This is a genomic window from Salinirussus salinus (assembly GCF_009831455.1).
Classification (GTDB): domain Archaea; phylum Halobacteriota; class Halobacteria; order Halobacteriales; family Haloarculaceae; genus Salinirussus; species Salinirussus salinus.
This window is the reverse complement of record NZ_WOWO01000001.1, coordinates 327,418-353,672: the sequence shown is the minus strand read 5'-3', so window position 1 is coordinate 353,672 and position 26,255 is coordinate 327,418. Positions and strand designations below refer to the sequence as shown.

Sequence of the window (26,255 nt, the reverse complement as noted above, 5' to 3'; positions counted from 1 at the left end):
GTACCGACCGAACCGTAACCCCTTTCACCGCCACCGCGAAAGCACTGGTGAGTCCGGGTAGGGTAGTGGACTATCCTCTTGGCTTGCGGAGCCAGGGACCGGAGTTCAAATCTCCGTCCGGACGCTTCTCTTCAGCGCACTACCGCGAGCGATAGCGAGCGGTTCGCGCTGAAGGAAGCGACAGAGGAGATTTGAGCAGGGAAGTCGCACGCCCGGGAAGCGAGCGGAGCGAGCGACCCGGAACGTCTTCACGAGTTCAAATCTCCGTCCGGACGCTCACTCCTTGCGAGTGCTTCACTTCGTTCAGCACTCGCTTCGTCGTCGGCCGCCCGACTGCGAGCGAGACCTTCGGTCTCGCCACGTCCGGAGGCGTCTTCCGAGACTGGCGAGGAACGGAGCGACGCCGCTGTCTCGGCGCGTTCGCTTCCTCCCTAGCGCTCACAGCCGGTCGCGGAGGTCGGTCTTGAGGACCTTGCCGACCGGGTTCCGCGGGACTTCATCGACGACCTCCAGGCGCTCGGGCCGCTTGTAGACGGCGACGTCGTCGCCCATGTACTCGGTGATGTCCTCGAGCGCCAGGTCCTCGCCGGGCTGGGGCACCGCGAACACCGCGACCCGCTCGCCGAGGTCCTCGTGTGGCTCGCCGACGACGGCCGCGTCCGCCACCTTCGGGTGCTCGAGGACGATGTTCTCGACCTCCTTCGCGCTGATAGTGAACCCGCCCCGGATGATGACGTCTTTCTTCCGGTCGAAGAAGCTCATGAAGCCGTCCTCCTCGACCTGGAACAGGTCCCCGGTGTAGAAGTAGCCGTCCTCGTCGAAGGCGGCCTCGGTGAGGTCGGGCTGGTTGTAGTAGCCGGCCATCAGCCCCGGCCCGCGGAATTTCACCTCGCCGACTTCCCCCGGCTCGGTCAGCTGGTCGCCGGTCTCGGTGTCGACGACCCGGATGTCGACGGTGTCGATGCGGGGGTCGTCGATCCCCCAGTCGGTGTCCTCGGCGAACCGCGGGAAGTCGGTCGCGCGCCGGTCCATCGGCGTCGTCTCCGGGCCGCTGACCGCCGAGGTCCCCTCGTTTTGCCCCCAGATGTTGATGATCTCGATACCCCACCGCTCCTGGAACTCCTCCATCGCCCACTCGGCCGGGGCGGCCGACCCGGTCGTGATCGTCTCGACGTCGCTCAGGTCGAACTCGTCGACGTCGGGGTGTTTGAGCAGCTGATTCAGCATCGCCGGCACCAGAATGGTGAACGTGACCCCCTCCGTCTGCATCTGCTCGACCATCAGCCCGAGGTCGATGGGGTGGTGCAGGACGAGCGTGCCCTGCGTGAGCAGCCACGGAACGTAGTTGACCCCCAGCGCGGTCATGTTGACGAGCGGCGCCGCACAGAGGACCACGTCCCCCTCGCTCATGTCACAGAGCAGCGGCGTCGGGTTCGACTGCCAGTTGTTGTGGGTCATCGGACAGGCCTTGGGGTCGGCGGTCGTCCCCGAGGTCCACTGGAGGTTGAACACCTCGTTGGCCCCGACCTCGACGGGTTCGAGTTCGTCGGCGTCCGGCTCGCGGCTCGCGAACTCCCGCACGTCCGCAAACGAGAAGACTGATTCGAGCGTTCCCGACGTCCCGGCGAGGTCGGTCGCCATCTCGACGTGGTCGAACTCCTTGAATTCCCGGGGACCGACGTACGCGACGGCCTCCGTCGTCCCGACGACGTGCTCGAGTTCGTGGCGGCGCCACTGGATCGGCATCGGGGAGAGGACCGCACCGGCCCGGGCGACGCCCAGATACAGCGCCGCAAGCTCCCACGTGTTCGGCAACTGCGCGACGACGAAGTCGTCCTTCCCGACCCCGTGTTCGCGAAGCGACGTCGCGATGGCGTCGACCGCGTCGGCGAACTCGGCGTAGGTCAGCCGCTCGGGCTCGCGGTCGACCAGGTCGGGCGTGTTCGGCGGGTCGACCACGGCCGTCCGGTCTGGATGCCGGGAGACGGTGTCGGCGAACTGGTCGAGCAGCGTCTCCTCGCCCCACGCACCGGCCTCCTCGTACCGCGCTATCTGCTCCTGGTCGTGGACCTGCATGGGTTGTGCGGGACCACAACACAGGGCGTGATAGGCGTTGTGATAGGCCGTGAGGGTCGGCCGGTCGTGCCGGCCGGCGAACCGCCCTGCGGCCGCGGATGGGGCTCGACCCGGGTCGCTACTCGTCGTTGGTGTGCTCCTCGAAGGCTTTCGCGCCCGCGAGGCCGGCCAGCGCCGCGAGCCCGCTGCCGACGCCGAAGCCGCTGCTGCCGGCGCCGGTCGTCTCCGCCTCGGTCGTGGTGTCGGCGGGCTCGCCCATCGTCTCGGTGTCCGTCTCCATCTGGGTCTCCGTCTCGGTTTCCGTTCCGGTCCCGGTCTCGGTCCCGTCGTCGTCACCGTCGTCACCGTCGCCGTCCTGGACGGCGGTGGCCTTCGTGACGACGGGGTTGACCGGTGCGCCGGTCCCGTTCTCGATGTTGAGCGGAGCGGCGGTAAAGAGGAAGGTGTAGATCCCGTCCTCGGCACACGCCGCAGCGAGGTCGCTCAGGTCGAGCAGCTCGTTCAGCGTCACGCCGAGGTTCCGGAGGAAGGCGCCGTGCAGCGGCAGGACGTAGGTGCCCGCCAGCTCCTCGCGGCCGTCGTTGAGGTCGTCCTCGGTGACCTCGTGCTGGACCTTCTCGACGGGGACGTTGTCCGCGGCGATGTAGGGGATGTCCATGTCGGCGACGAACTCGACCATCTCGTCGGAGTACTTCAGCCCCGGCTCGGCCTGGGCGTGCCAGGGCGCCTCGGGGTCGCGCACGCGCTCGATCCCCCCGGTCCGGATCAGGAGGATGTCCCGCTCCTGGATCTCGACGCCCTGGGCCTCGGCGGTGTCCTGCAGGTCCTGGAGCGTGATCGGCTCGTTGAGCGGGAGCCAGCCGTTCTCCTCGTCGCCCATCTCCCGGCCGACGTCCAGCAGTACGGCCCGGCCCTGGATGCCGGCGTTCGCGGCGTTGGTGATGTCGGCCCGCGCGAGCCCGTAGGTCTCGCTGACGTCCCCGACCTCGTCGGTCCCGTCGTCGTCGGCGTCGACGAGCCCGTCGACCGGGATGTCGTAGCTCCGCGCGGTGGCCGTCGTCTCCGCGGAGAAGCCGTTGTAGAGCTGCTCGTCGGCCTCGTCGACGGCCCCGTCGCCGTTGGTGTCCTGGTCGGCGAACCAGCCGTGACCCAGCGCGTCGACGTGGGAGGTGCCCTGGAGGTACAGCGGGCTGTCGAAGCGGTCGTCGGCGAACCGCAGCCCGCCGAAGGACTGGGCGTTGCGCCAGTCGGCGGTGTTGTCCTTCCGGGCCGGCGGTCGGCCGGGGAAGGCCGGGTCGCCGGTGTCCGTCGTCGGGAAGTCGACCTCCGGGTCCACGAGGGCATCGACCGCCTCGCCCGTGATCGGTGTCTGGAGCGTGAACCGCTCGATGTTCTCGGCCCCGCCCCGCACCACCGCCTGGAGGCCGCGGAACATCTCCTCGCTGCCCAGCTCGTTGAGCATCCCGAGTTCGTCCTCCTCGCCCCACCGCCCCCAGTTGTCGGGCATGTCCGCCAGCAGCTGTCCGATGGGTGTGAGTTCCCCCTCGGACTGGGCCGCGACCGTCTCGACGCTCACGCCGGCCGCGGCCAGTGCCGCCGTCGCGCCCACGCCCTGCAGGAACCGTCGTCGCTGTACTGAACTGTCCGAACCGCTCCTCTCCGGGTCGCTGGTGTCCTTGCTCATGGATGGTCCGTGTGGGACTGTCCCACAGCCACCGACACGTGCGAGCCGGCCGACATAAGAGTATGTGTGTCTTTCACTAGCTTTGTTCGCGGACCCGGCGGCGCCGTGTCACGTCTTTCCCTGCCGTGACTGTCATTCACACCCGCTGAGAGTCTTGCCGTAACTCACGGTTATAAGAGTTTGTAGATATATGAGTGTGAGATATGAACGACGGACGAACGGGCGACGGACACGGGTTCGGGACCCGGTGTGTCCACGCCGGCGCGGAGCCGGACCCCGCCACAGGGGCGCGGGCCCCGCCGATCCACCAGACCACGTCCTACGTCTTCGAGGACGCCGACGGCGCGGCCGACCTGTACGCGCTGGACGCGGAGGGGGACATCTACTCCCGGTTCGACAACCCGACGGTGGCGACGCTCGAACGCCGACTCGCGGACCTGGAGGGCGGGACGGCCGCCGTCGCCACGGGTTCGGGGATGGCCGCGCTGGACGCCGCCACCTCCATCCTCGCCGCCAGCGGGGACAGCGTCGTCTCGGCGGCCTCGCTGTACGGCGGCACCCACACCTACTTCGCCACGATGGCGAGCCGGCGGGGCGTCGAGGTCCGCTTCGTCGACACGCTGGACCCGGAGGCCTACGCCGAGGCCATCGACGACGACACCGCCTACGTCCACTGCGAAACGCTCGCCAACCCCTCGCTGGTCACCCCGGACATCGAGGCCGTCGCCGACGTGGCCCACGACCACGGGGTCCCGCTGTTCGTGGACAACACCTTCGCGACGCCCGCGCTCTGCCGGCCGCTGGAGCACGGCGCGGACATCGTCTGGGAGTCCACCACGAAGTGGCTCCACGGCTCCGGGACGACGGTCGGCGGCGTGCTCGTCGACGGGGGGTCGTTCCCCTGGGGTGAGCACGCCGACCGGTTCCCCGAGGTCGGCGCCGAGAACCCCGCATTCGGGGTGACCTTCGCCGAGCGCTTCGGCGACCGCGCCCTCGCCGTCGCGGCCCGCCAGCGCGCGGTCCGGAGTCTCGGCGACGGCCAGAAACCCTTCGACGCCTGGCAGACGATGCAGGGCGTCGAGACCCTCGACCTGCGGATGGAACGCCACTGCGAGAACGCGATGACGGTGGCCGAACACCTCCGTGACCACCCCGACGTGGCGTGGGTCACCTACCCCGGGCTGGCCGGCCACGAGACCCACGACGCCGCAGGCGAGTACCTGGAGGGCGGGTACGGCGGGATGGTCACCTTCGGGCTCGAAGGGGGGTACGAGGCCGGCAAGACCCTCTGTGAGGAGACCGACCTCGCGCAGTTTCTCGCGAACGTCGGGGACGCGCGCACGCTCGTGATCCACCCCGCCTCGACGACCCACGCACAGCTCTCGGAGGCAGACCAGCGGGCCTCGGGGGTGACGCCCGACCTGGTGCGCCTCTCGGTCGGCATCGAGGACGTCGCCGACATCGTCGCCGACCTCGACCGGGCCATCGAGGCGGCAGGGCAGTCATGAACGTCGAGCGCGACGCCGTCTCGCTGGGGACGGTGGAGTTCGAGTGTGGCCGATCGGTCCCCGACCTGGAGGTGGCCTACGAGGCTTACGGCGAGTTCACGGGCGAGAACGCGGTGCTGGTCTGTCACGCCCTGACCGGGAGCCAGCACGTCGCCGGCCACGACCGCGAGACCGACACCGCGGGCCAGGCCCGCGCCTGGTGGGACGACATCGTCGGCCCCGGCAAGGCCATCGACACCACGGAGTACTACGTGGTCTGTGCGAACGTCCCCGGCTCCTGCTACGGGACGACCGGCCCGCCCGCCGAGAATCCCGAGACCGGCGAGCCCTACGGGACCGAGTTCCCGCCGGTGACCGTCGCCGACTGGACCAAAGCGCAGCGCCTGCTGCTGGACGAACTCGGGGTGCCCCACCTCCATGCCGTCACCGGGGGTAGCGTCGGCGGGATGAACGTCCTCGAGTGGGGCAAACAGCACCCCGACCACGTCGAGAAGCTCGTCCCCATCGCCGCCGCGGCCCGCCTGGACCCGCAGTGTCTCGCGCTGGATGCCATCGCCCGCCGCGCCATCACCACCGACCCGAACTGGCAGGGCGGCGAGTATTACGGCGAGGAGCCGCCCCGCGACGGGCTGGCGCTGGCCCGCCAGGTCGGCCACGTGATGTACCTCTCGAAGGACTCGATGGACCGGAAGTTCGGCCGCCGGGCCGCCGGCCGGGACGCCGTCCGCTCCTTCCCGACCGACCCCGCCGGCGGCTTCTTCCCGTACCGGGACGTCGAGTCCTACCTCGATTACAACGCCGAGCGCTTCGCCGACCGGTTCGACGCCAACAGCTACCTCTATCTGACGCGGGCGATGGACAACTACGACCTCGCGGAGGGCTTCGACTCCGACGCCGACGCCCTGGCGGCCTTCGACGGCGAGGTGCTCGCGATGTCCTTCACCGCGGACTGGCACTTCACGGTCGAGCAGGCCGCCGCGCTGGCCGACGCCGCCCGCGAGGCCGGCGCCGAGGTCGCCCACCACGTCGTCGACTCCGACCACGGCCACGACGCCTTCCTCGTCGAGCCCGGCAACGTCGGGCCCCCCCTGTCCGACTTCCTCGCGGAGGGCGTCGCGGGTACCGCCGTCACGGACGCCGATGGCGCGGCCCTCGGAGGGGACGGCAGTTGCGTCCCGGCGCGGGCTCCCGACGCAGAGTAGCAGGCAGGTTTATGCGTCATCCGGATAGATTGACACGTATGGCCGACACAGACACCGACGCCGAGGCCGACCGGGTCGCGTTCGGACAGGGCGTCTACACACAGGACGGCACGAAACTCGGGACCGTCCGTGGGTTCGACGAGCACGGCTTCTACGTGACTGTCGAAGAGGGCATCGAGGCGCTGTCGGGCGAGCACCTGACCGCGGGCAACCCCGGAGAGGCCGAACTCATGTGGCGCTGCTGGGCGTGCGGCGAGATGGGCGACATCGAGGAGATCCCCGATGAGTGTCCCTCCTGTGGCGCGCCCAGGGAGGACATCTATTACTGGCAGGAGGACTGAGCCGCGGGCGTGCACGTCGTCGTTTTCGGCGCGGGGAGTCTGGGAAGCCTCGTGGGCGGGCTGCTCGCGCGCACGCACGAGGTCACGCTCGTGGGCCGGGGAGAACACGTCCGGGCGGTCCGCGCCGACGGCCTCCGGCTGACCGGCGCCGTCGACCTGACGGTCTACCCCGAAGCACGGACGGAGCCGCCCGCGAGCGCGGACCTCGTCCTCGTGACCGTCAAGGCCTTCGACACTGCCGACGCCGCCAGGGCGCTCGGAGGGATGGACGACGCCGGTGCGGTCCTCTCGCTGCAGAACGGGATGGGAAACGAGGAGACGCTCGCGGCCGCGCTCCCCTGGCCCGTCCTGGCGGGGACCACCGACTTCGGCGCCGAGCGGACCGGCCCGGGCGTCGTCAGGTGCAACGGCGTGGGCGAGGTCGTTCTCGGTCCTCCGGAGGGCGGTGAGTCGCCCGCGGCTGACCGCGCGGGCGGGGCCTTCCGCGAGGCCGGCATCGACGCCACCGTCGCCGCCGACATGCCCCAGCGGCTCTGGACCAAGCTGGCGGTCAACGCGGGGATCAACCCCGTCACGGCGCTGAGTCGGGTCGACAACGGCGCCGTCCTGGAGGAACCACTGGCCGGTATCGCCCGCGGGGCCGCTCGGGAGACTGCCGCGGCCGCCACTGCCGCGGGCGTCGACCTCGGCCCCGAGGAGGCGGTCGCGGCGATGGAGGGCGTCGCCCGGGAGACCGCCGACAACGTCTCCTCGATGCGCCAGGACGTCGAGGCCGGCCGCCCCACGGAGGTCGACGCGATAAACGGTTACGTGGTCGAGCGGGCGGAAGAGCCGGTCCCGGTCAACCGGACGCTCGCGGCCCTGGTGGGTGGCTGGGAGGCGGGAGAAGCAGGGCCGGGCCGGGACTGATCAGAAGGGGGCTTCGGGGCCCTCGTCGTCCTCGACGTCGCCGCCGCGGGTCTCGCCGGGGAAGGAAGGGCTCATGCCGCCGGCGCCGCCGGACATCCCCTCGGAGCCGCCCATGCCGGTCGTGGCGTGGACTTCCTCGATCTCGGGGATCTCCTTGGTCATGCGGGTCTTGATGGCCTGGATGGTCATCGGGGAGATGCCACAGCCCGAGCAGGCGCCGCCGAGCTGGATGGAGACGCTGCCGGTCTCGCGGTCGATCTCCTGGATGGCCGCGCTGCCGCCGTGCATCTGGATCTGGGGGAAGTTCCGGCGGAGGAAGTTCGTGATCCGCTCGCGCAGGTCGTCCTCCGACTGGGTGTCCGTGCTCATCGTACCCGTCTGTAGTGCGTCGCCAGTCATAGACCTTTGGACTCACATGGTCGCTCGTCCGGTCCGTGCGGCTCCACGGAGCTACGCAGCCGGGAAGTCCGCCCTCAGCCGGGAGCGTCCGTGCGTCCCTCGGCCGAGCCGGCGACCCGGGAGGCGACCGCGGTCATCGTCCCGGAGAGCAACCCCGCCGCAAGCGCCATCCGCCGGTCGCGGCCGACCGCGTACGCCACCGTCGTCGCGACCACCGCGGCGACGAGCCCGTTTATCGCCGCACGCCCTGTTCCAGCCATGTCCGCCGGTACGCCCCCGAGCGTGGTAAGTGTTGGCACATATCGGCCAGACGGTCACTGCGGGTCGTCGAACCCGAACACGCGCCGGAGCTCGGCCTCGATCTCCGCGACGTACCGCTCCAGGACCGCGTCCAGCTTCTCCTCGTCGACGAGCACACCCGTCAGCCGGTCGGCGGGGTCCTCGAGCAGCTCCACGCGGAATTCGCCCTCGCCCTCGTAGAATGGCTCGCTCTCGGCGAGCAGCTGCTGGTCGATGGCGTGGACCAGTTCGGAGTCGTAGGCGTCGTTCATCCGCTCGAACGCCCCCCGGTAGGCCTGCTGGAGCTGCGGGAAGTAGTGTTCGTACTTGTCCTCGAATTTGCGGGCGAATTCGTCGTTGTTATCAGCGGTACGTGAGTCGTCAGTTTCCGGGTCGGTCATGAAGGCATCAATGCGGCAAAGTCATTTAATCTACTCGTCCACGGGACAGTAGCGGCTACTCCGCGGTCGACCGGATGTCGGCGGTAACGTCCGCGAGGAGTTCACGCGAACGGCTCAGGTCCATCGGGTCCGCAAGGAACTGCGCGATGCCGTGGATGCAGTCCTCGTAGTTGTGGTGGGTGACGGGGACGCCAGCCTCTTCGAGACGCCGGGCGTACGCAGCCCCCTCGTCACGGAGCGGGTCGAGTCCGCAGGTGACCACGGTCGCCGGGGGAAGCCCTTCCAGACTCTGGGCCTTCAGGGGTGACGCGTACGGGTTCTTGCCGTCCACCTCGTCGCGGAGGTACTGGTCCCAGAACCACTCCATGTCGTCTCTGGAGAGCAGGCCGCCGTCGCCGTTCTCCTCGTAGGACGGCGTGTCGAAGCTGTGGTCCGTGACGGGGTAGACCAGCACCTGGCGGGCGATCTCCGGGCCACCGTTATCCCGGGCGAACAGCGCTACGGCCGCAGCGAGGTTCCCGCCGGCCGAATCTCCCCCGACGAGCACTTTGTCCGTGTCGACCTGCATGGATTCGGCGTTCTCGAAGACCCACTCAAGCGCCGTGTAACAGTCCTCGAGCGGTATCGGGAATTCGTGTTCGGGCGACAGCCGGTAGTCGACGGACACCACCATACAGTCGGCCTCGCTGGCCAGTACGCGACAGGTTTCGTCGTGGGAGTCGAGGTCGCCGATGACCCAGCCGCCACCGTGGTAGTACACCAGGGTCGGGTAGGGTCCATCGCTCTCGGGAACGTACACCCGGACGGGGATCCCCTCGTCGCTTATCGACAGTTCCATCACGTCCCCGACGGGCTCTGGCTCGTCCGCCTCGGGGAACATCTCCTTGGAAAACTGCCGGGCGCCCTCCGGGGACAGCGAGCTGAGTTCCGGAACCGGTGTTGCCCCCATCATTTCGACCAGGCCCGCGATCTCCGGATGCGGTTCGTCTGCCGCCGTCGCCATCGGTTCGTCTATCGACATCATCATCGATGATTATGGTCAATCCAGATAAATTTACTGTGCGTCTATGCGACCAGGGGGGAGTCAAGCCGTTTCCGGGGGGCCACCAGCCGGAGTGGGGGGACCACCACCGACACGGCCGGGGAACCCGCAGTCAGGCCATCTCCATCAGGTCGGCCAGGTCCATGTCGGGGTCGGCGTGCAGCAGTTCCATGGCCTCGAAGATACCGAGTTCCGGCTTCTCCCCGCCCCGACCGAGTTCGTCGAGTGAGTCCGCGAGCGTGTATCCCTCGTACCCCTTCTGTTTGACCTCGCGGATGGTGTCGTGGTAGACGTCGACGCCGCCCGGGTACGGCGTGAACACCGTCGGCTTGTCGGGGATGTTCTCGTTCATGTACCAGGAGTCGACGGTGGTGTACAGCGTCTCCTCGGCGAGGTCCATGTTGTGTTCCGTCCACGCCTCCTCGGCGGCCCGCGTCGGCTCGATGTACCGCGTCCCCTCCTCGAGCAAGTCGGCGATGGTGTCGGAGATCCACTCGACGTGGTGTTCGATCGGGACCGGCATGTTGCTGAGCACCGACGGGCTCTGTGGGCCGGTGACCGTGAACAGGTTCGGGAACCCGTGGACGCCCAGTCCGAGGTATGTGTTCGGCCCGTCTGCCCACTTCTCCTCGAGGGTCCTGCCGTTGCGTCCCGTGATATCCATCTGGAGGAGCGTCCCGGTCATCGCGTCGAATCCCGTGGCGAAGATGACCATGTCGAACTCGTGTTCCACGCCGTCCTCGGTCCGGATACCGTCTGCTGTGAACCGTTCGATCGGGTTCTCGGTGACGTCGACCAGGCTCACGTAGTCCCTGTTGAAGGTGTCGTAGTAGTCGGTGTGCAGCGGCGGGCGTTTGGTCGCGTAGTAGTGGTCGGTCGGGACGAGCTTCTCGGCGGTTTCGGGGTCGTCGACGGCCTCGCGGATCTTCTCGCGGAGGTACTGTGACACCTTCTCGTTGGTGTCGGGGTTGATGAGGAGGTCCTCGAAGGTGACCAGAAAGCGCCATCCCCCCTCCTTCCAGCGCGGTTCGAGGATCTGCTCGACTTCCTCCATGGTGAGGTCCCCCGCAGTCTGACGGGCTGTGTCGAACGGGAAGCCGGACCCGTCGTCGTGGGCGTCCGTCATGATATCCTCGTAGTTGCGCTGGATGTCCTCCCACGTTTGGTCGTCCAGTGGCCGGTTCCGGGCCGGGACGGCGTAGTTCGGCGTACGCTGGAACACGGTCAGGTGTTCGATGTTTTCCTTGCCGATTTCCGGGATGACCTGGATACCGCTCGCGCCGGTGCCGATGACTGCGACCCGCTTGTCCTCGAAGTCGACCGGCTCGTGGGGCCACTTCCCGGTGTGGTAGGTTTCACCGTCGTAGGCATCGCGGTTGTCGAAGTCCGGAACGTACGGCGTCGAGAGACAGCCGACGGCCGTAATAAGGAACTGCGAACTCACGGTCTCACCGTCGTCGGTTTCCACCTGCCACGTACCCTCTTCGAACGTCGCCGACGTCACCTCGGTCCCGAATTCGATGTCTTTCCGCAGGTCGAGGTGGTCGGCGACGAACCGAAGGTACTCCAGCACTTCCGGCTGTTCGGGGTAGCGCTCGGACCACTGCCACTCCGACATGATCTCCTCGTTGAAGGAGTAGCAGTAGATGTGGCTCTCGCTGTCACAGCGGGCCCCCGGATACCGGTTCCAGTACCACGTCCCGCCGACGTCGTCGGCCTTCTCGACCACCTTCACCGACAACCCCAGTTCGTCCCGCAGACGGTGGAGCTGGTACAGGCCGGAGAACCCTGCTCCCACGACGACGGCGTCGTAGTCCACGTCAGTCTGGGCGTGTGTGGTATTATCTCTCATTATGTCGCTCCCGAAATTTACGACCGAGCGACTAAAAACCTGCGGCGACGGGCAGTCAACCGCGGCACCGCTGGCAGTGGTCGGTCTCCCGGGCAACGCCGATAGATTTGCAGTCCCGGCATGTCGGATTTCCACAGTCAGCGCACTCGAATCCCTCCACGGCGTCGCCCGTAGAGGCACCGTTCGTGGTGACCGTGCTACCACAGATATGACACTTCTGAGTCACGTCGGCGGTTCGACGCAGCAACGTATAATACCTTGGTCGCATGCCCCGCAACGTCGCCACGGCAGTTGCGGGGCGGTACAGAGTTTTGCGCGGACTGTCGTAACCGAGCAGAACGTGGCTCTGCTGTGGTTCGATAAGCCCGGTCAGGAGAGAGACACGTTTTCTGGCTCGCGTGAACTGTCGGTCGAGACCCCTCAACGATCGAGTTGCGACCCGTGACTGGCACCGAGGGTCCATGGCTCCCGTCTGAGCGATCTGCCCCCGGGCTTCTCGGGGTCGAAGTCGGTCGTCGGCGGGCGGTACGCGGTCGACTGCGAGCCTTGAGCCTGGCGGCCCTGCGAGCGGACGCTGGCGCCGCCTGGCGAGCGCGGCCCCCTCGACCGTGGCACTCGTTACTCTTCGTCGTCCTCGTCGTCTTTCATGTCCTGGAGCCGGTCGACGAGCTCGTCCGTCGAGGCGTCGGACTCGAAGGCGACGTCCCCGCTGTGGGCGTTCTCCTCGACGGTGACGCCCTCCTCGTCCCCTGTCGAGAGCTCCTGGTTCTCTTGCTCGGATTCGTCGTAGCTACCAAAGCCCATACCCGTGTTTCGCGCCCCGGCCGTCTAAACCCCCCGGTTTCCCTGAGCCCTCCCGAGCCGCCGGTTCCATATGGCGAAATAGAGTTTATCGGGGGCGATCGTCGGACCCTCGGTCACGCCGGCCGGTTCACCCGCGCGACGAACCTGGCGACCACCGGGACGTCTGACGCGACCACTCCCGCGCTGGAGACGCCGGAGACCGGGACAGGCTCCCGGGACATCCGCGTGAGCGACCTGCCGGGAGGCTTCGGCCGAACCACGCTGGGACAGTCGGCCGCGCGGCCCGCGGACCACCCGCGACGCCGGAAGGTCGCGACACACCACACCGGCTGCCCTCGCTGGGTTCTCGAGGCCTCTCGGCCGTTGCCGTGTAGGGATTATAAACCACATACTGCGATACGAAATTCGAGCACGGGGCAACAGCGGCGCTCACGGTCGGCGTACGAGAGCGCGCCACGGTTCAGATGGCGTCCTGAGGGTCGTGGGCGTCGGCCATCCGCCCGGCCTCGGCGGCGTACTGCTCGACCCGGCCGGGTTCGGTCCGCCCGAGGTTCCCCGGTTCGACCTCGACGGCGGCGGTCGTGTCCCGCGTGTCGGTGAAGGAAGTCAGCGCCCGCTCCTTGCGGTAGTACCGCTGCCCGTCGGGGGTCGCGTAGGTGAGGATGATCAGGTTCTGTTCGTCGTCGGAGTAAGTCCGCTCGACAAGCCAGACGCGGACCTCATCGGCGGCCTCGGAATCAGTCTCGCCCATGGCGGTAGTTCGGTCGGCGGTGCCAAGGCTCACCCGATCTGCTCGGCGACGAGGTCGTCGGCCGCGGCGACGAACTCCTCCTCGCGGCCGGCGGGGATGGTCGCGCCCGCGGCGACATCGTGGCCGCCGCCGTCCCCGCCGACCGACCGGGCGGCCTCCCGCATGACGACCGACAGGTCCAGCCCCCGGCCGACCAGCCGGCCGGTCCCCCGCCCCGACACCTTCGTCTCCTCCTCGCTCTTGCGGGCGAAGGCGACGATCGGCCGGTCGCCGTCCACACCGTCCACACCGAGGGCCATCCCGGCGACGATGCCGACGATCGTCTCCCGGATCTCCTCGCCGGCGTCGAAGTACTGGACGTGCTCGGCGCGCTCGACGCCCCGCTCCTCTACCAGACTGATCCCCTCCGAGAGGTTGCGCCGGTGGGTACGCAGCAGGTGGCGGGCCCGCTCCAGGGCGCCCTCGCGGTCGCCCAGACAGACCGCCAGGCCGACGTCGGCGCGCTCGTAGCGCGCGGTCGCGTTCAGGAGCGTCGAGAACTCGCTCGCGTCCCGGAGCTCCGTGCCCGGGTCCTCGGCGGTGAGCGTGTAGGTGGTGGCGACCAGGTCCTCGACGCGGTCGCTTGGTACCCCGCGGGAGAGGGCGTGTTGAACGAGGGCGCTGGCGACCTGCTGGCGCTCGTCGTCCGAGAGGTCGACCCACCGGCGCCACTCCCTGCCCTCCTTCAGGTCCAGGTCCAGCCCCTGCAGGAAGGAGACGGCGCCGCGCTGGTCGTTGGAGACGCCGGGGATCCGGACCTCGCTTGCGTACTCGAGCAGCTTGGGCAGCGGGCGGGTCTGTTTCCCGTAGAAGGCCAGGTCCGTTCCCTCGGCGAGCACGCCCGCCTCGACGCCCTCCTCGACGATCCCCCGATTGGCGCCGACCAGCTCGCCGCCGACGGCCTGCATGTCCCCGACCGCACCCACCACGGCGAGTCCCGCGAGGTCGCGGTTGTCGCCGGCGGGGTCGTCAGTCCCGGCCGCGACCGCACCTCCGTCTGTGGCGGGAGCGTCGCTCTCCGTTCGCTGTTCGGGGAGGCTCCCGCTGGTCGCTTCTCCCTGCTCACGGCTCGTTTCACTCGCCGCTCGCGTTCCGGTGACGCTCCCTTCGGTCGCGTCACCCAACGCCCGCGCGAGGACGTAGCTCGCGCCCGCGCCGGAGAGTTCGGAGGCGCCGTCGATCCCCTCCAGCAGGGGGTTGAGGTGGTACTCGGTGTCGGCGTCCGCGGGCTGGTGGTGGTCGGCGATGACGGGCGTGAAGTCGCCGGCCCGCTCGTGGGCCGCGATGACGTCCAGCTGTCCGCTTCCGAAGTCCGTGAACAGCACCGTCTCCTCCTCGCGGGCCGCAATGCTCGCTATCTCCGCTTCGTCCAGTTGCTTCTTGAAGACGGTCTCGAACTCGATGCCGGCCCGCCGGAGCGCGGTCGCGGCGATGGCCGCGCTCGTGAGCCCGTCGGCGTCGATGTGAGATGCCAACAGCACCTCCCCGGCCGCGACCAGCCGCTCGGCGCAGGCCTCCGCGCGCTCCTCGAGTGCCGGAACGGGTCCCATCGCGTCGGGATAGGGGCGGCTTCGGTCTTAAGCCTCCGGACCGCAGTCAGCCAGCGGCAGGGCCTCGATCCGTCGGTCGACCAGCTCCACGACCCCGGCAGCCAGCGGCTTCCCGGTCGTCGCGAGCCGGCGGGCCTCCCGCACTTCGGCGGCGTCGGCAAGCGGCACCAGCCACACCTCCGTGCCCGCGGGCCCGATGTCGACCAGCAGCATCCCCTGCGGGTACGAACAGACCGCGGGCGCCAGCACCTCCGTCGTCGGCCCGTGCTCGGCGAGGGCCGGGACGTGGTGGTGGGCCGTCAGCGCCAGCGGAACCTCGTGGTCGGCCAGGATACCACGGACCGCGTCGGCGTCTCCGAGCGGGAAGTTTCCCCACTTCCCGCCGGGGTTCTCGGGGAGGGTCGCGACGTTGTGATGCAAGACGACCACCGGCGTCTCCACGTCGGGGAGAGTGTCGGCCAGCCAGGCACGGTCACGCTCGCCGACCCGCCCGCCCCACGTCGACCGGAGGGTCTCGTCGGGCGCGCTGGCGGTGTTCACGCCCAGCAGTGTCACCGGCCCGACCTCCCGCGTGAACGGGAAACCGCCCGCGGGGCCGTAGCGCTGCTCGAAAGCCCCGACTGGCGGGCTCTCGTGGCCGTCGAAGGACTTGGGTACGTCGTGGTTCCCGGGCACCGCGACCCACGGGGTCTCCAGGTCCGCCAGCACCTCGTCGACGGCCTCGAAGGCCGCCGGATGCCCGTCGCCAGTCAGGTCCCCCGGGAGAACTGCCAGGTCGGCGCCGACAGCGTCGGTCCGGGCGACAGCGCGCTCGAACAGCTCCCGGCTGCGGTGGGCGACCTTCCAGGTGCCCTCCCCCTCGACCGCGAGGTGGGGGTCGGCGAGGACCGCCAACCGGACCCGCTCGGGCGCCCGCGGACGGTCGAGTCGGGCCAACAGCGACCCCGGCTCCGCCTGCGAGTCACCGGTCATCCCCGGAGCAGGTGGACCCGGTCGGTATCCAGCGACAGCGTTACGTGGCCGTCGGCGGGGGCGTTCTCGGGGTCGAACCGCAGCGTCAGCTCCTGGTCGTCCGGGGTTCGCGCGCTCACGCGGACGTGCTCACCGAGATAGAACCGGTCCTCGACGGTCGCCTCGACGGGGCCGCCGTCCAGCGCGAACGCCTCCGGGCGGGCGACGACCGTCACCTCGCCCTCGGGGGCGTCGGCGGGCGCCTCGACGGCCGCGTGGCCGAAATCGAGTTCGCCGTTCCGGACCGTGGCATCCAGCCGGTTGGAGGTGCCGACGAAGTCCGCGACGAACCCGTTCGCCGGCGCCTCGTAGATCTCCGCGGGGGTGCCGACCTGCTCGATCCGGCCGTCGTTCATCACGGCGATCCGGTCGCACATCACCATCGCCTCGGCCTGGTCGTGAGTGACATACAGCGAGGTGACGTCGATCTCCTCGAGCAGCGAGCCGATCTCCTCCTGGAGCCGCGTTTTCAGTTTGGCGTCCAGGCCGGTCATCGGCTCGTCGAGCAGGAGCACGCGGGGCTCGATCGCCAGCGCCCGGGCCAGCCCGACCCGCTGCTGTTGTCCCCCCGACAGCGTCGTCGGGTCGCGGTCGCCCATCCCGCCGATATCGAGCAGGTCCAGCAGCTCCTCGGCGCGCTCGGCGCGTTCGGCCTTGGGTACGTCGCGCATCCGGAGCCCGAACTCGATGTTTTCCTGGACGGTCATGTTGTCGAACAGCGCGTAGGACTGGAAGACCAGCCCGACGTTGCGCTGTTCGGGGGGGACGTGGGTGACCTCGTCGTCGTCGAACAGGACCTGGCCCTCGGTGGGGGTCTCGAAGCCCGCGACCGTCCGCAGAGTCGTGGTCTTCCCGCATCCCGAGGGGCCGACCAGGCCGACCGTCTCCCCGGGTTCGACCGTCAACGAGACGTCGTCGACGGCGAGCGTTTCGTCGAACCGTTTCGTGATCTCGTCGAGTCTGACACGTTCAGCCATCTATCTGACACCTCCGACCGAGAAGCCGTTCTCGCCGACGTAGTTCAGAAGCGCCGTCACCGCGGCCACGATGACGAAGTAGATGGAGATGGCGGCCGCGGCCCGCAGGAAGGGGTTGTTCGAGATGTTCTCGAACAGGAATAGCGAGAACGGCCGTGGACCGCTCGAGTAGACGACGTAGGAGAAGTTGAACTCGGCGGCCGCGAGCGTCCAGCAGATGATCGACCCGGAGATGATCCCCTGTTTGGCGCCGGGGACGATCACCCGCAGGAAGGTGGTCGTCCAGGACGCCCCCAGCGACCGGGCGCTCTCCTCCATCTGCCTGAGGTCCATCGACTCGAAGGAGGACTGGACGGCAAGCACCATGTAGGGGATCTTCAAAAGCGAGTAGCCCAGGACGAGGGCGATGACGCTCGGCAGGCCGGGGTAGGTCTTCAGGAAGGCGATCCCGAGGATGATCCCCGGGACGATCGGGAGGACGGCGAAGGTGTTCATCAGCCGTCGGCCGCGGAAGTCGTAACGGGTGACGGCGTAGGCGACCGGCACGCCCACGAGAAGGTTGATCAACACGCCAAGCAGCGCGAGCAGGACGCTGAACCCCAGCGCCATCGGGATCGGGGTCTGGATGTAGAAATCGAAGGGGAAATACAGCGTCAGGTCGGGCAGGAGGGGGAGCTGGAGCACGAACAGCACGTCCGGCGCGACGAACGTCCAGAACCCGCCCAGCCCCCGGGCGGCGCCGACGGTGTCGGCGATGCCGAGCGCCTGCGCCCAGTTCTGGAGGGTAAGTCCGCCGCTGGGGAACAGTCCGGTCCAGTTCTGGAAGAAAGAGGCGACGAAGGTCACGAGCACCGGCCCGATGAGGAAGACGACGGTGACCAGGATCAGCGCCGTGACCAGCGCGCGGCCGTAGCGTGCCGACAGCCGGCCCAGCCGGCCCGGCTCGCGGTCGGGGACCGCGCCCGTGACCGCCCCGTCGGCGTCGGGCGTGCTCATCGGGCCACCTCCGCGCTGGTGTAGCGCAGGCTCAGGAAGGTAAAGAGGACGGTAAAGAGGAAGAACACGGCCGCAAGCGCCGAGGCGATGTTCAGCTCGTAGCCGACCTTGACGAGCTGGTCAAACCGGAAGGTGACCACCGACAGCGACTTCAAGACGAGGACGGTCCCGAAGATCGCGAGCGCCGTCCGGAAGGTGAGGATCAGCGCGCCGACGATCCCCGGGCGGATCTGCGGGAGCGTGACGTAGCGGAACGTCTGCAGCGGGGTCGCCCCCAGCGCCCGGGCGGCCTCCTCGGCGTCGGTGTTGACCTCGGCGTAAGTCCCGCGCAACAGCAGTGTCGCCCGGGGGATCATCGAGTAGATGTAACCGAAAAAGAGCCCGAGGACGGCCAGCGTCGTCCCGGAGGGCTGGCCGGTGAGCTGGAGGTCGACCGGCTGGGCCCCGCTCAGCACGGCGAAGAAGTTGGTGAGCAGGCCCGTCTGGCCGAACAGGACGATCATCATGAACGCAGCGACGATCCCCGGCAGGCTGATCGGGAAGGAGATCAGCGTCACGAGCAGCCCCTTCCGGGGGAGGTCGTACTTCTCGAGTCCGTGCGCCAGCGCGATACCGACCGCCACGCTCGCGACCGTGGTGACGGCACCGAACCACAGCGAGTTCCAGATCGTCTCCCCGTAGACCGGGTTGACCGCCTCCCCGCCGACCGCGATGGCCGCCGAGAGGTCCGTCCCCACGACCGGGATGAAGGCAGCGATGGAGGCGAACAGCCGCCGGTAGGGGCCGAGGCTCCACCCCTGGACCTCGTAGAGGAACTGCTCGGCGACGCTGATCCGGAACATCTTCACCAGCGGAATGAAGGCGCCGAAGGTCGCGAGCGCGAAAAACGGTACCGCCAGCGCGGCGATCCGGCGGCGTTTGCGTCCCCGCTCGGTCGTCGGGAAGACCAGCCGGCCGGCGCGGGTCTCCCGGACGCGCCCGAGCAGGGGCGACTCGTCGAGCGTGGACATGGATTCAGTAACCGGTCAGCCCCACGCCCTGGCCGATCTCCTGGATGATGCTCTCCTGGGTGTCGACCAGCTTCCCGTAGTCGACCTGGAACTCCGTGCCCTGGTAGCGGTCGGTCGAGGGGAACTTCTCCGGCGTGTCGAGTTCGTCCGCGCGGATCGGGCGGACGAAGGCGTCGAAGAACTTCTTTTGCCCTTGCTTCGAGAGCACGTAGTCCATGAACAGCTTGCAGGCCTCGGGGTTGGGGGCGCCTTTCAGCATCGCGTAGCCGTAGGGCTGGTTCAGCGCGCCCTTCCCCTCGGGGCCGTTGAGGAACTTGACGCCGACCTGGTCCTCGGAGACGGAGTCGGCGTTGTACTTCAGGTCCAGCCCGGTGTAGTCGTACTCGACGAAGGTCTGGATCTCGCCTTTGCTGAACTTCTGTTCGACGTTGCCGGCGAAGACCGCGCCCTTGCTCTTGACGTCGTTGTAGAAGTCGATAACCGGCTGGACGTCGTCCAGCGAGCCGCCGTAGGCGTTGTTGATCGAGAGCGCCCCGGCCAGCCCGACGGCGGCCTGAGGGGGCTGGTACTGGGTCTTGGCGGCGACCGCCTCGCGTTTGAGGTCCTCCCAGGTCTCGGGCGGGGCGATCCCCTGCTCCTCGTAGAGGTCCTTCCGGTAGACGACCGCGGTGGTCATCCGCCGGGTCGCGGTGACGTGGCCGTCGTCGGTCTTCAGCGAGTCCGGCACCTTGTCGTAGTTGGCCGGCTTGTAGGGCTGGGTCAGCCCGTCGTTGCGGGCGACGACGCCGAAGGTGTAGCCGCCGTTCATCGCCGAGTGGTTGGGGTCCTGGGCGTTCTGGCGGGCGTGGGAGAGCGCCTCCCCCGAGGAGCGCTGGTCGTCGTTCAGCGGGACGCCGTACTCGTTTTCGAACTCCTGCATCAGCGCGCCCCAGTTCGACCAGCCGGTCTGGACCGCGTAGATGAACAGCTTCTCCGGGAAGCTGCTGGGACTGACGGTCGTCTCGTAGTCGCCGAAGCCGACCTCGTAAGTCTCGGTGTTGCCCGACCCCCCGGTCGACCCGCCGCCACCGCTGCCGGAGTCCTCGGGCGTTCCGCCACCCGCGGAACAGCCGGCCGACAGCGCGGTCACACCTGCTGCACCCGTTCCGATCAGGAACTGCCGTCTGGAAGGCATCGTGCGTGATCGGGAGAGACCACATAAAGTACGTTTATATGATATTTATGTGGATTCCGCAGCAGTACCGAGCGGTACCGGAGGTCGATACCGCTGGTGACAGTCCGTTCTCCTCTGTTCGCTCGGTACCGGAACGTACTGCTACCGAACGCTCCTTACAGCCGGGCGTAGGTCAGCCCGACCAGCCCCACACCCGCGAACACGACCGCCGCCAGGGCAATCCAGGAGAGGCCGTAGGATCCGGCGTCGGCGAGCAGCCCGAACGCCGGCGGAGCCAGGAGCGCGCCGACGTTGAGCGTCGTCTGCCCGCCGGCGGTCGCGGCGCCCACCTCCTCGTCGTCGACCAGCGCCGACAGGGCGGTGTAGTACAGCCCGGTGAACCCGAAGACGGTGAAGCCGACGCCGGCCACGAGGGCGAGCGCGAGCGCAGGCGGAGGCGAGAGCGCGAACGCGGCGAGCAGGACCGCACCGACGCCGGCCTGCCCGGCGAGAAGCAGCGTCGCCGCGCGGGCGGGGGCCCAGGAGAGCCGCCGGGCCAGCCGGTCGGCCACACTGCCGACCCCGACCCGGCCGGCGCTGCCGGCGACCTGAGCGAGCGCGAAGCCGGCGCCGGCGACCGCGACGGTCGCGCCGACGGACTCGGTGAGATACAGCGTCAGGTAGCCGACCGCAGTAAAGAGGCCCGCGCCGAGACAGAGCCCCGCGGCCACGAGCGCGACGTAGGCGCGGTTGCCACGCAGCGAGCCCACGTCGGGGAGCGTCGGCCCGCCCGCTGCCGGGCTGCCGGCGTAGCCGACGGCGAAGAGGCCGGCGACGAGGAGCGCGAGGACGCCCAGGCCGGCCAGCCCGGCCCGCCAGGTGGCGACGGCCGGGGCAGCGGTGGCGACGACCAGCGCGGAGACCGCGCTCCCGCCGGTGACACCGACCTGCTTGAGCCCGATGGCGAGTCCCTGCCTGTCGGCGGGGACGCCGGCGACGATGGCGCGGTTCGTGGCCGGCATCGCCGAGGCGTAGGCGACCCCGAGGACGAACGCGGCCACAAAGAGGAGAAGCGTCGAGGGTGCGGCGGTCACGGCGAGCGCGCCCGCGCCCAGGCCAGCCAGCCCGCCCACGAAGGCCGGACGCTCGCCGTAGGTGTCGACGAGGGCGCCGCTCGGGACCAGCGCCAGCGTGTAGCCAAGCGTCAGCGTCGTGACGAGCACGCCCACCAGAAAGCGCGAGAGACCGAAGGCCTCGCTGAGAAACGGGGCGGCTGCGAAGGGGGCGTAGTAACAGCTGCTCGCGACGGTCTGCCAGCCGGTCACCAGGCCGACCAGCCGGCGGGTTCCCCCAGTCACTCCAGGGCCGCGACCGTCTCCCGGGCGAGCGTCTCGAAGTCGGCCTCCCCCGGGACGAGGTCGACGTCGATACCCGCCGCCGCGGCGGTCTCGGCGGTCGGCCGACCGATCGCGGCGACGACGGCGCCCTCGAGTCCCGCGACCGCGGCCTCCCGGACGCCGCGCTCCTCGGCGGCGGCCAGGAAGTGCTCGACGGTCAGCGACGAGGTAAAGAGGGCGGCGTCGACCTCGCCGGCGGCGGCCCGCTCGGCGCTCTCTCCGGCTCCGTCGGGTCGGGTGAGCCGGTAGAGGACCGTCTCGTGGACGTACGCGCCCGCCTCCTCGAGCCCGTCCAGTAACACCTGCGCGCCGTGGTCAGAGCGGGCCACCTCGACCCGGGCGCCGTCGACCTCGCCGGCCAGCCGGTCGACCAGTCCCGTCGAGGAGTAGGTCTCGGGGAGGACGTCCACGGCGTACCCCGCCGCCTCGAGCGCGTCGGCGGTGGCCTCGCCGATGGCACAGACCGCGCCGCCGGGCTCCCAGCCGGCCTCGGCGGCGAGTTCGACGCCGGTCTTGCTCGTCAGAACGGTGAAGTCGGCGTCCTCCCGGGGGACCGCGCCCGTCGGGTCGACCTCGAGCATGGGGTCGGGAAGGGGGTCGGCGCCGAGTCGCTCCAGCAGCGCGGCCGCGCGGTCGGTGCGCTCGTCGTCCGGCCGGAAGACCGCGACGGTCGGGGCGGACGGGCTGGAGGGGAAAGGGTCGTCAGTCACGATTCCGAGACCTCCGTGGTGGTCAGGAAGTCGACGACCCGCTCGCGGGTGGCGGCGACGTCGCCGATGACGGTGAGCGCGGGAGGCTCGATACCGGCGGTGTCGCGGGCCTCCACGATGGTCTCGAGGGTTCCGGTGGCGACCTGCTGGCCGTCCCGGGTGGCCCGTTCGACGAGCGCGACCGGCGTGGCGGGGTCCATCCCGGCCTCGACCAGTGTCGCCGCGTACTCGGGCAGGCGAGTCACCCCCATCAGGACGACGATGGTCCCGCCGGTCGCGGCCAGCGCGTCCCAGTCGACGGCCGAGTCCGCCTTCGCGGGGTCCTCGTGGCCCGTCACGAACGTGACAGTCGAGGCGTGGTCGCGGTGGGTGACCGGGATCCCCGCCACCGCCGGCCCGGCGACGGCGGAGGTGACTGCGGGCACCACCTCGAAGGGGACGCCGGACTCGGCGAGATACGCCATCTCCTCGCCACCGCGGCCGAAGACCGTCGGGTCGCCGCCCTTCAGGCGGACGACCGTCTGCCCCTCGCGGGCGAGTTCGACCAGCCGCTCGTTGATGTAGGACTGGGAGGTCCCCTCGCCGTGGGCGCGCTTGCCGACGTCCTCGCGTTTCTCGTCGGGGATGTCATCGAGGATGTCCGGGCCGGGAAGCTTGTCGTGAAGGATGGTGTCGGCCTCCCCGAGCAGCCGGCGGGCCTTCACCGTCAGCAACTCCGGGTCGCCCGGACCCGAGCCGACCAGGTAGACCGTCCCGTCGGCGGTCGGTGTATCGGCTCCGGCGGCCGGTACCTCGCCGTCGCCGGTCCCGTCGCTCGGGCCCGTCATTCTCGCTTGGCCCCGTCGGCGCTCTCGCGGGCGGCCTGTTCCACGAGCCGTTTCGCCCCCTCCTCGGCCAGGTCAGCGGCGAACTCGACTGCCGCCTCGGCGTGGCGCTCGACCGGCAGCTCCCGCTCGCCAGCGACCTCCTCGGTGCCGTCCTGCGAGAGGACGCGGGCGGCCGCGGTGACGACCTCCCCCTGGAGGCGGGCGTGAACGCCCAGCGGCGCCACGCACCCCCCGCCAAGCTCCGAGAGGACCGTCCGCTCGACGGTGGTCTCGACCCGGGTCGGCGGGTGGTCGACGGCGGCGTGGACCGTCTCCGCGACCTCGCCGTCCAGCGCGGTGACGGCGATGGCCCCCTGGCCCGGTGCGGGGACGAACTCGGTCGGGTCCAGGCGCTGGGACTCGAGGTGGTGGAGGAGGCCGCTGCGGGCCAGCCCCGCCTCCGCGAGACAGATGGCGTCGTACTCGGTGTCGACCTCCCGCTCCAGGGCGCGGCGCTCGACCTCGGCGAGCCCGTCGAACCACTCCTCGACTGACTGGTCGAACTCCTCGTCCTCGTCGTTGTCGCTGTCGTCCTCGCCCTCGGCGGCCTCGATACGGCGCTCGTGTTCGCGCTGCAGCGAGGGCGCGAGCAGCTTCTCGACGCGGGTGTCGACGTTGCCCCGGAGCCCCTCGACCTCGAGGTCGGGCCGGCGGGCGAGTAACTGGGCGCGCCGGCGGAGGCTGGAGGTGCCGATGACTGCTCCGGAGGGCAGGTCCGCCAGGTCGGTTCCGTCGGGCGTGACGAGCACGTCGCCCGCGGCGGCGCGCTCGGGGATCCCCGCCACCACCAGCTCGGGGGGCTGGTCGGTGGGCATGTCCTTCATCGAGTGGACCGCCGCGTCGAGTTCGCCGTCGATGACCTTCTCGTCGAGGCTGCGGACGAAGGCGCCCGTGGTGCCGAGCCGGTGGATCAGCTCGTCCCGGAGCTGGTCGCCCGTCGTCTCCACCTCGACGAGTTCGACCTCCAGACGCCGGGTGGCGAGCAGGTCCCGGACGATGGCGGCCTGGCGGAGGGCCAGCTCCGAGCCCCGGGTCGCCAGCCGCAGCGTCCGGCCGCGCGTACTCATTGTTTCCCCATCGACGGCCGGGGGTGAAAAGGACACCACTTTCGAGCGGCGGTTCCGTTTCTCTCCACCCCTGTTGTCCGCCGTCTGGAATCGGATACAGCCCCCGCCGCGCTCATCAGTGTGATGTCAAGAAGACTCCAAGTACCACCGAGAGGAGAAATACACCGGCGGTGACGAACAGGAACGCCCGACTCAGACCGGAGGACCGGACGAACAGCCACGTAGCTATCCCGGCTCCAAGAACGGACAGTAGCCCGACGAACAGCGGCCGCCCGACCCCGGCGAGACCGACTCTTGACCACCCTACCTCGGTCGGTCCAGACCCGGCGGAAGGCCCTCGCACGAATTCGAGCTGTTTGAGCCCTAACTGGGTGGTGGAAGTCCCGCGCTCAACGTTCCGCCGGTGGTCCGTTTCGGCGGGTGACGTGTCCAGCCAGTAGATGGCGAGGTAGTTGTGTCGCTCGGCGAGCAGTCGGAGAACGACCGTCAGGTCGCTGTGGTCGGCCGACCCGGCTCTCCCGACGAGTTTTACCCCGATCTCTCCGTTGATGATTAGGTCTGCGGACGACGACCCACGCCGCCGCTCGACGATGTCACGAGTCCAGACAGGGGAGTCGTCGTCGTTCAACCCCCTGTCCAGGTGGTCACGTAAGTGTCTGGCTGCGGTAGTGTTGTGGGTTCTCGGTGAGTCCCACGACTCGAGGAGGTCCACTACCGCGGCAAACGTCGCGTCCGGGTCCGAGGGGTCCGGTTCGTCGATGTCTCCCTCGGGCTGCTCATCCATCGTCCCCACTCCACTCGGGGGAGGTGCGGACGGTTGGCTCGCCGCGCCCGTCGAGTGAAACCCGTCGGTCGAGTGTCTGCCCAAGGATCCGGAGTGTCTTGGCTTCTGACGGCCCATCCCACACGTAAAACGCCACGAGGTCGTGAGCCCGCACCTGGTCCGCGACCATGTACAGGAGCTTGTAGACCTGCTGGACAGTGGACTGGGCCACTAAACTGGATACCGACCCGAGGTGAACGGTCGTCAGTGGCGTCGTCTTCGCGCCCTGCAGGGTCTCGACGGTCGCCTCTCCGACCGACGGGAGGTCCTGGTCGGCGGAAACCAGGGACGTCACGTTGGGGGTGTCGACCGTTGCCGGCTCGCCAGTACAGTCCACGATTTCGAGGCGCGCGCCGTCGGCGAGATGGTGTGGAGCAATGTCGACGACGGAGGCAGCCGGGAGGTCGGTCGTCACGACGGCGACCCCGCCGTCGGCATCCGGGTGGGAGAGGCTGAACGGCAGTGCGTCTTCGCCCCTCTCGTCGACGACGAGGACGTTTGTGCCGGGGTCGAACGAGGGGACTTCCGAGACCCCCTCTCCGGACGTCGAGTTGGGCATTTCTGTCACGGTTCTGAATCGGAGTGGAGGATGGCCCCGACGTCTTCGGAGTCCAGCTCCGCGACGGCCTCAGAGGCGGTCCGGTCGATGTCGGCCAGTTCCGCTTGCAGACGCTGGTACTCTTCGCTGGCCGACAGTTCGGCGGGCTCGAGGTGCTCCTCGAGCAAGGCAATCTTGTTCGTCAGCCGGTAGTGTCGTCGGAGCGCTTCATCACACGTCGTCCGTCGCAGGAGGGATTCGACGAGCGACGTTAGTTCGTTCCGGCTGGCGGGCTTGAGGATGTACTCGTCGAACGCCATATCGGCGATATCCGGGGCCGGGTCGACAGCCGTGAGCATCCCCACGCCGCAGTCCCCCGGCTCGTCGCGAATGTGCTGAAGAACCTCGTCACCGGACGGACCGGGCATGTGCCGGTCGAGCAGGGCGACGTCGACGGTTTCGTCGTACAGGTCGACCGCAGCCCGGGCGTCGTACGCGACCCGGACGCTGTAGTCGCCGTCCAGCAACGCGGCGAATGAATCAGCGAGGTCGCGTTCGTCCTCAACGACCAGCACGACCGGATCCTCGCCGTCGGTCATGACCGACGGTCTCCCGAGTGCCGGAGTGGCGGCCGGACCCCAGGATTCCCTGGCTCGCTCGTCGGCCGCGAGGTGGTCTGTGGTGGTCTCCGGGACCGGCCGACTGCGGGAGAGAAGTACGGTGCCTGCCTGCCCTCGTCCCCGGCCGCCAGCCCGGATTTCTCGTGTCGCGACGGCAGGTAGACGGGGTGATCGGTGTCCGGTGTCGCCGACGCCGACAGCTGACTCCGCACACGTAGCCACATACCTCGCCTCGGGCAGGTCCACATAA

The 26,255-nt window shown here is 69.1% G+C and carries 26 protein-coding genes and 1 tRNA gene; 5 read left to right on the top strand and 22 right to left on the bottom strand.

The window, feature by feature from the left end:
- Positions 1-51 precede the first annotated feature (51 nt).
- Positions 52-124 (top strand) — tRNA-Arg (locus tag GN153_RS01730).
- Positions 125-438: 314 nt separating this feature from the next.
- On the opposite strand, the gene GN153_RS01725 is transcribed toward GN153_RS01730, so the two are convergent.
- Together GN153_RS01725 and GN153_RS01720 are read right to left on the bottom strand one after the other, a co-directional pair.
- Positions 439-2,076, bottom strand: coding sequence for a class I adenylate-forming enzyme family protein (locus GN153_RS01725; RefSeq protein ID WP_159899160.1), 1,638 nt, complete (start codon positions 2,074-2,076; stop codon positions 439-441).
- A 118-nt stretch (positions 2,077-2,194) separates the two neighbouring features.
- On the bottom strand, positions 2,195-3,760 hold the full coding sequence (locus GN153_RS01720) for a cyclase family protein (protein WP_159899158.1): 1,566 nt from the start codon (positions 3,758-3,760) through the stop codon (positions 2,195-2,197).
- 203 nt (positions 3,761-3,963) lie between these two features.
- Here GN153_RS01720 and GN153_RS01715 point away from each other — a divergent pair, with 203 nt between their 5' ends.
- From GN153_RS01715 to GN153_RS01700, 4 genes are read left to right on the top strand one after another with little or no spacing between them, the layout of a single operon-like run.
- On the top strand, positions 3,964-5,268 hold the full coding sequence (locus GN153_RS01715) for an O-acetylhomoserine aminocarboxypropyltransferase/cysteine synthase family protein (protein WP_159899156.1): 1,305 nt from the start codon (positions 3,964-3,966) through the stop codon (positions 5,266-5,268).
- Complete coding sequence (gene metX / locus GN153_RS01710; RefSeq protein ID WP_159899154.1) at positions 5,265-6,470, top strand: homoserine O-acetyltransferase MetX; 1,206 nt, start codon at positions 5,265-5,267, stop codon at positions 6,468-6,470. Before GN153_RS01715 ends, metX begins: the two co-directional genes overlap by 4 nt.
- A 38-nt stretch (positions 6,471-6,508) precedes the next feature.
- Positions 6,509-6,811, top strand: a complete 303-nt coding sequence (locus tag GN153_RS01705) for a DUF7130 family rubredoxin-like protein (RefSeq protein ID WP_159899152.1) — start codon at positions 6,509-6,511, stop codon at positions 6,809-6,811.
- A gap of 9 nt (positions 6,812-6,820) precedes the next feature.
- Entirely contained in the window at positions 6,821-7,720 is a 900-nt protein-coding gene (locus GN153_RS01700; protein ID WP_159899150.1) for a ketopantoate reductase family protein, read from the top strand.
- Here GN153_RS01700 and GN153_RS01695 read toward each other — a convergent pair whose 3' ends face one another.
- The 20 genes from GN153_RS01695 to GN153_RS01600 all read right to left on the bottom strand — a co-directional run bounded on the left by GN153_RS01695 (position 7,721) and on the right by GN153_RS01600 (position 25,984).
- Positions 7,721-8,089, bottom strand: coding sequence for a NifU family protein (locus GN153_RS01695; RefSeq protein ID WP_159899148.1), 369 nt, complete (start codon positions 8,087-8,089; stop codon positions 7,721-7,723).
- A gap of 104 nt (positions 8,090-8,193) precedes the next feature.
- Positions 8,194-8,379, bottom strand: a complete 186-nt coding sequence (locus tag GN153_RS01690) for a hypothetical protein (protein WP_159899146.1) — start codon at positions 8,377-8,379, stop codon at positions 8,194-8,196.
- Positions 8,380-8,433: 54 nt separating this feature from the next.
- A complete protein-coding gene (locus GN153_RS01685; protein ID WP_159899144.1) occupies positions 8,434-8,799 on the bottom strand; it encodes a DUF5783 family protein in 366 nt (121 codons plus the stop codon).
- Positions 8,800-8,854: 55 nt separating this feature from the next.
- Positions 8,855-9,820: an alpha/beta hydrolase gene (locus tag GN153_RS01680; protein ID WP_236544728.1), complete on the bottom strand. Its 966-nt coding sequence runs from the start codon at positions 9,818-9,820 to the stop codon at positions 8,855-8,857.
- Between the two features lie 133 nt (positions 9,821-9,953).
- The gene (locus GN153_RS01675) at positions 9,954-11,693 is read right to left on the bottom strand and encodes a flavin-containing monooxygenase (protein WP_159899142.1); all 1,740 of its coding nucleotides are present in this window, start codon (positions 11,691-11,693) and stop codon (positions 9,954-9,956) included.
- A 618-nt stretch (positions 11,694-12,311) separates the two neighbouring features.
- Complete coding sequence (locus GN153_RS01670) at positions 12,312-12,497, bottom strand: DUF5786 family protein (RefSeq protein WP_159899140.1); 186 nt, start codon at positions 12,495-12,497, stop codon at positions 12,312-12,314.
- Positions 12,498-12,957: 460 nt separating this feature from the next.
- Positions 12,958-13,248: a hypothetical protein gene (locus tag GN153_RS01665; protein ID WP_159899138.1), complete on the bottom strand. Its 291-nt coding sequence runs from the start codon at positions 13,246-13,248 to the stop codon at positions 12,958-12,960.
- A 29-nt stretch (positions 13,249-13,277) separates the two neighbouring features.
- Complete coding sequence (locus GN153_RS01660; protein ID WP_159899136.1) at positions 13,278-14,837, bottom strand: DHH family phosphoesterase; 1,560 nt, start codon at positions 14,835-14,837, stop codon at positions 13,278-13,280.
- 27 nt (positions 14,838-14,864) lie between these two features.
- On the bottom strand, positions 14,865-15,809 hold the full coding sequence (locus GN153_RS01655; protein WP_159899134.1) for a metallophosphoesterase family protein: 945 nt from the start codon (positions 15,807-15,809) through the stop codon (positions 14,865-14,867).
- Positions 15,806-16,825, bottom strand: coding sequence for an ABC transporter ATP-binding protein (locus GN153_RS01650; protein WP_159899132.1), 1,020 nt, complete (start codon positions 16,823-16,825; stop codon positions 15,806-15,808). The genes GN153_RS01655 and GN153_RS01650 overlap by 4 nt, the downstream gene beginning before the upstream one ends.
- Positions 16,826-17,821 carry an ABC transporter permease gene (locus GN153_RS01645; protein WP_159899130.1) on the bottom strand — a complete coding sequence of 332 codons (996 nt, stop codon included), beginning with the start codon at positions 17,819-17,821 and terminating at the stop codon, positions 16,826-16,828.
- Entirely contained in the window at positions 17,818-18,831 is a 1,014-nt protein-coding gene (locus GN153_RS01640) for an ABC transporter permease (RefSeq protein ID WP_159899128.1), read from the bottom strand. Before GN153_RS01640 ends, GN153_RS01645 begins: the two co-directional genes overlap by 4 nt.
- 4 nt (positions 18,832-18,835) lie before the next feature.
- Positions 18,836-20,005 carry a substrate-binding domain-containing protein gene (locus GN153_RS01635; protein ID WP_159899126.1) on the bottom strand — a complete coding sequence of 390 codons (1,170 nt, stop codon included), beginning with the start codon at positions 20,003-20,005 and terminating at the stop codon, positions 18,836-18,838.
- Between the two features lie 155 nt (positions 20,006-20,160).
- On the bottom strand, positions 20,161-21,342 hold the full coding sequence (locus GN153_RS01630) for an MFS transporter (RefSeq protein ID WP_159899124.1): 1,182 nt from the start codon (positions 21,340-21,342) through the stop codon (positions 20,161-20,163).
- Complete coding sequence (locus tag GN153_RS01625) at positions 21,339-22,091, bottom strand: uroporphyrinogen-III synthase (RefSeq protein ID WP_159899122.1); 753 nt, start codon at positions 22,089-22,091, stop codon at positions 21,339-21,341. Before GN153_RS01625 ends, GN153_RS01630 begins: the two co-directional genes overlap by 4 nt.
- Positions 22,088-22,918: a uroporphyrinogen-III C-methyltransferase gene (gene cobA / locus GN153_RS01620; protein WP_159899120.1), complete on the bottom strand. Its 831-nt coding sequence runs from the start codon at positions 22,916-22,918 to the stop codon at positions 22,088-22,090. Before cobA ends, GN153_RS01625 begins: the two co-directional genes overlap by 4 nt.
- Complete coding sequence (hemC, locus tag GN153_RS01615) at positions 22,915-24,024, bottom strand: hydroxymethylbilane synthase (RefSeq protein ID WP_159899118.1); 1,110 nt, start codon at positions 24,022-24,024, stop codon at positions 22,915-22,917. The genes cobA and hemC overlap by 4 nt, the downstream gene beginning before the upstream one ends.
- 115 nt (positions 24,025-24,139) lie before the next feature.
- The gene (locus tag GN153_RS01610; protein ID WP_159899116.1) at positions 24,140-24,808 is read right to left on the bottom strand and encodes a hypothetical protein; all 669 of its coding nucleotides are present in this window, start codon (positions 24,806-24,808) and stop codon (positions 24,140-24,142) included.
- The gene (locus GN153_RS01605; protein ID WP_159899114.1) at positions 24,801-25,406 is read right to left on the bottom strand and encodes a DUF7504 family protein; all 606 of its coding nucleotides are present in this window, start codon (positions 25,404-25,406) and stop codon (positions 24,801-24,803) included. The genes GN153_RS01610 and GN153_RS01605 overlap by 8 nt, the downstream gene beginning before the upstream one ends.
- A 5-nt stretch (positions 25,407-25,411) precedes the next feature.
- Positions 25,412-25,984 (bottom strand): response regulator transcription factor, encoded by a 573-nt coding sequence (locus GN153_RS01600; protein ID WP_159899112.1) that lies wholly within the window; start codon positions 25,982-25,984, stop codon positions 25,412-25,414.
- Between the last annotated feature and the right edge of the window lie 271 nt (positions 25,985-26,255).

Coding starts and splice junctions, on each gene's coding strand:
- GN153_RS01675 (WP_159899142.1), bottom strand. CDS start 11,693: ATGAGAGATAATACCACACACGCCCAGACTGACGTGGACTACGACGCC.
- GN153_RS01680 (WP_236544728.1), bottom strand. CDS start 9,820: ATGTCGATAGACGAACCGATGGCGACGGCGGCAGACGAACCGCATCCG.
- GN153_RS01690 (WP_159899146.1), bottom strand. CDS start 8,379: ATGGCTGGAACAGGGCGTGCGGCGATAAACGGGCTCGTCGCCGCGGTG.
- hemC (WP_159899118.1), bottom strand. CDS start 24,024: ATGAGTACGCGCGGCCGGACGCTGCGGCTGGCGACCCGGGGCTCGGAG.
- GN153_RS01695 (WP_159899148.1), bottom strand. CDS start 8,089: ATGAGCACGGACACCCAGTCGGAGGACGACCTGCGCGAGCGGATCACG.
- cobA (WP_159899120.1), bottom strand. CDS start 22,918: ATGACGGGCCCGAGCGACGGGACCGGCGACGGCGAGGTACCGGCCGCC.
- GN153_RS01665 (WP_159899138.1), bottom strand. CDS start 13,248: ATGGGCGAGACTGATTCCGAGGCCGCCGATGAGGTCCGCGTCTGGCTT.
- metX (WP_159899154.1), top strand. CDS start 5,265: ATGAACGTCGAGCGCGACGCCGTCTCGCTGGGGACGGTGGAGTTCGAG.
- GN153_RS01655 (WP_159899134.1), bottom strand. CDS start 15,809: ATGACCGGTGACTCGCAGGCGGAGCCGGGGTCGCTGTTGGCCCGACTC.
- GN153_RS01670 (WP_159899140.1), bottom strand. CDS start 12,497: ATGGGCTTTGGTAGCTACGACGAATCCGAGCAAGAGAACCAGGAGCTC.
- GN153_RS01660 (WP_159899136.1), bottom strand. CDS start 14,837: ATGGGACCCGTTCCGGCACTCGAGGAGCGCGCGGAGGCCTGCGCCGAG.
- GN153_RS01600 (WP_159899112.1), bottom strand. CDS start 25,984: ATGACCGACGGCGAGGATCCGGTCGTGCTGGTCGTTGAGGACGAACGC.
- GN153_RS01605 (WP_159899114.1), bottom strand. CDS start 25,406: ATGCCCAACTCGACGTCCGGAGAGGGGGTCTCGGAAGTCCCCTCGTTC.
- GN153_RS01720 (WP_159899158.1), bottom strand. CDS start 3,760: ATGAGCAAGGACACCAGCGACCCGGAGAGGAGCGGTTCGGACAGTTCA.
- GN153_RS01640 (WP_159899128.1), bottom strand. CDS start 18,831: ATGTCCACGCTCGACGAGTCGCCCCTGCTCGGGCGCGTCCGGGAGACC.
- GN153_RS01635 (WP_159899126.1), bottom strand. CDS start 20,005: ATGCCTTCCAGACGGCAGTTCCTGATCGGAACGGGTGCAGCAGGTGTG.
- GN153_RS01645 (WP_159899130.1), bottom strand. CDS start 17,821: ATGAGCACGCCCGACGCCGACGGGGCGGTCACGGGCGCGGTCCCCGAC.
- GN153_RS01650 (WP_159899132.1), bottom strand. CDS start 16,825: ATGGCTGAACGTGTCAGACTCGACGAGATCACGAAACGGTTCGACGAA.
- GN153_RS01725 (WP_159899160.1), bottom strand. CDS start 2,076: ATGCAGGTCCACGACCAGGAGCAGATAGCGCGGTACGAGGAGGCCGGT.
- GN153_RS01715 (WP_159899156.1), top strand. CDS start 3,964: ATGAACGACGGACGAACGGGCGACGGACACGGGTTCGGGACCCGGTGT.
- GN153_RS01705 (WP_159899152.1), top strand. CDS start 6,509: ATGGCCGACACAGACACCGACGCCGAGGCCGACCGGGTCGCGTTCGGA.
- GN153_RS01610 (WP_159899116.1), bottom strand. CDS start 24,808: ATGGATGAGCAGCCCGAGGGAGACATCGACGAACCGGACCCCTCGGAC.
- GN153_RS01685 (WP_159899144.1), bottom strand. CDS start 8,799: ATGACCGACCCGGAAACTGACGACTCACGTACCGCTGATAACAACGAC.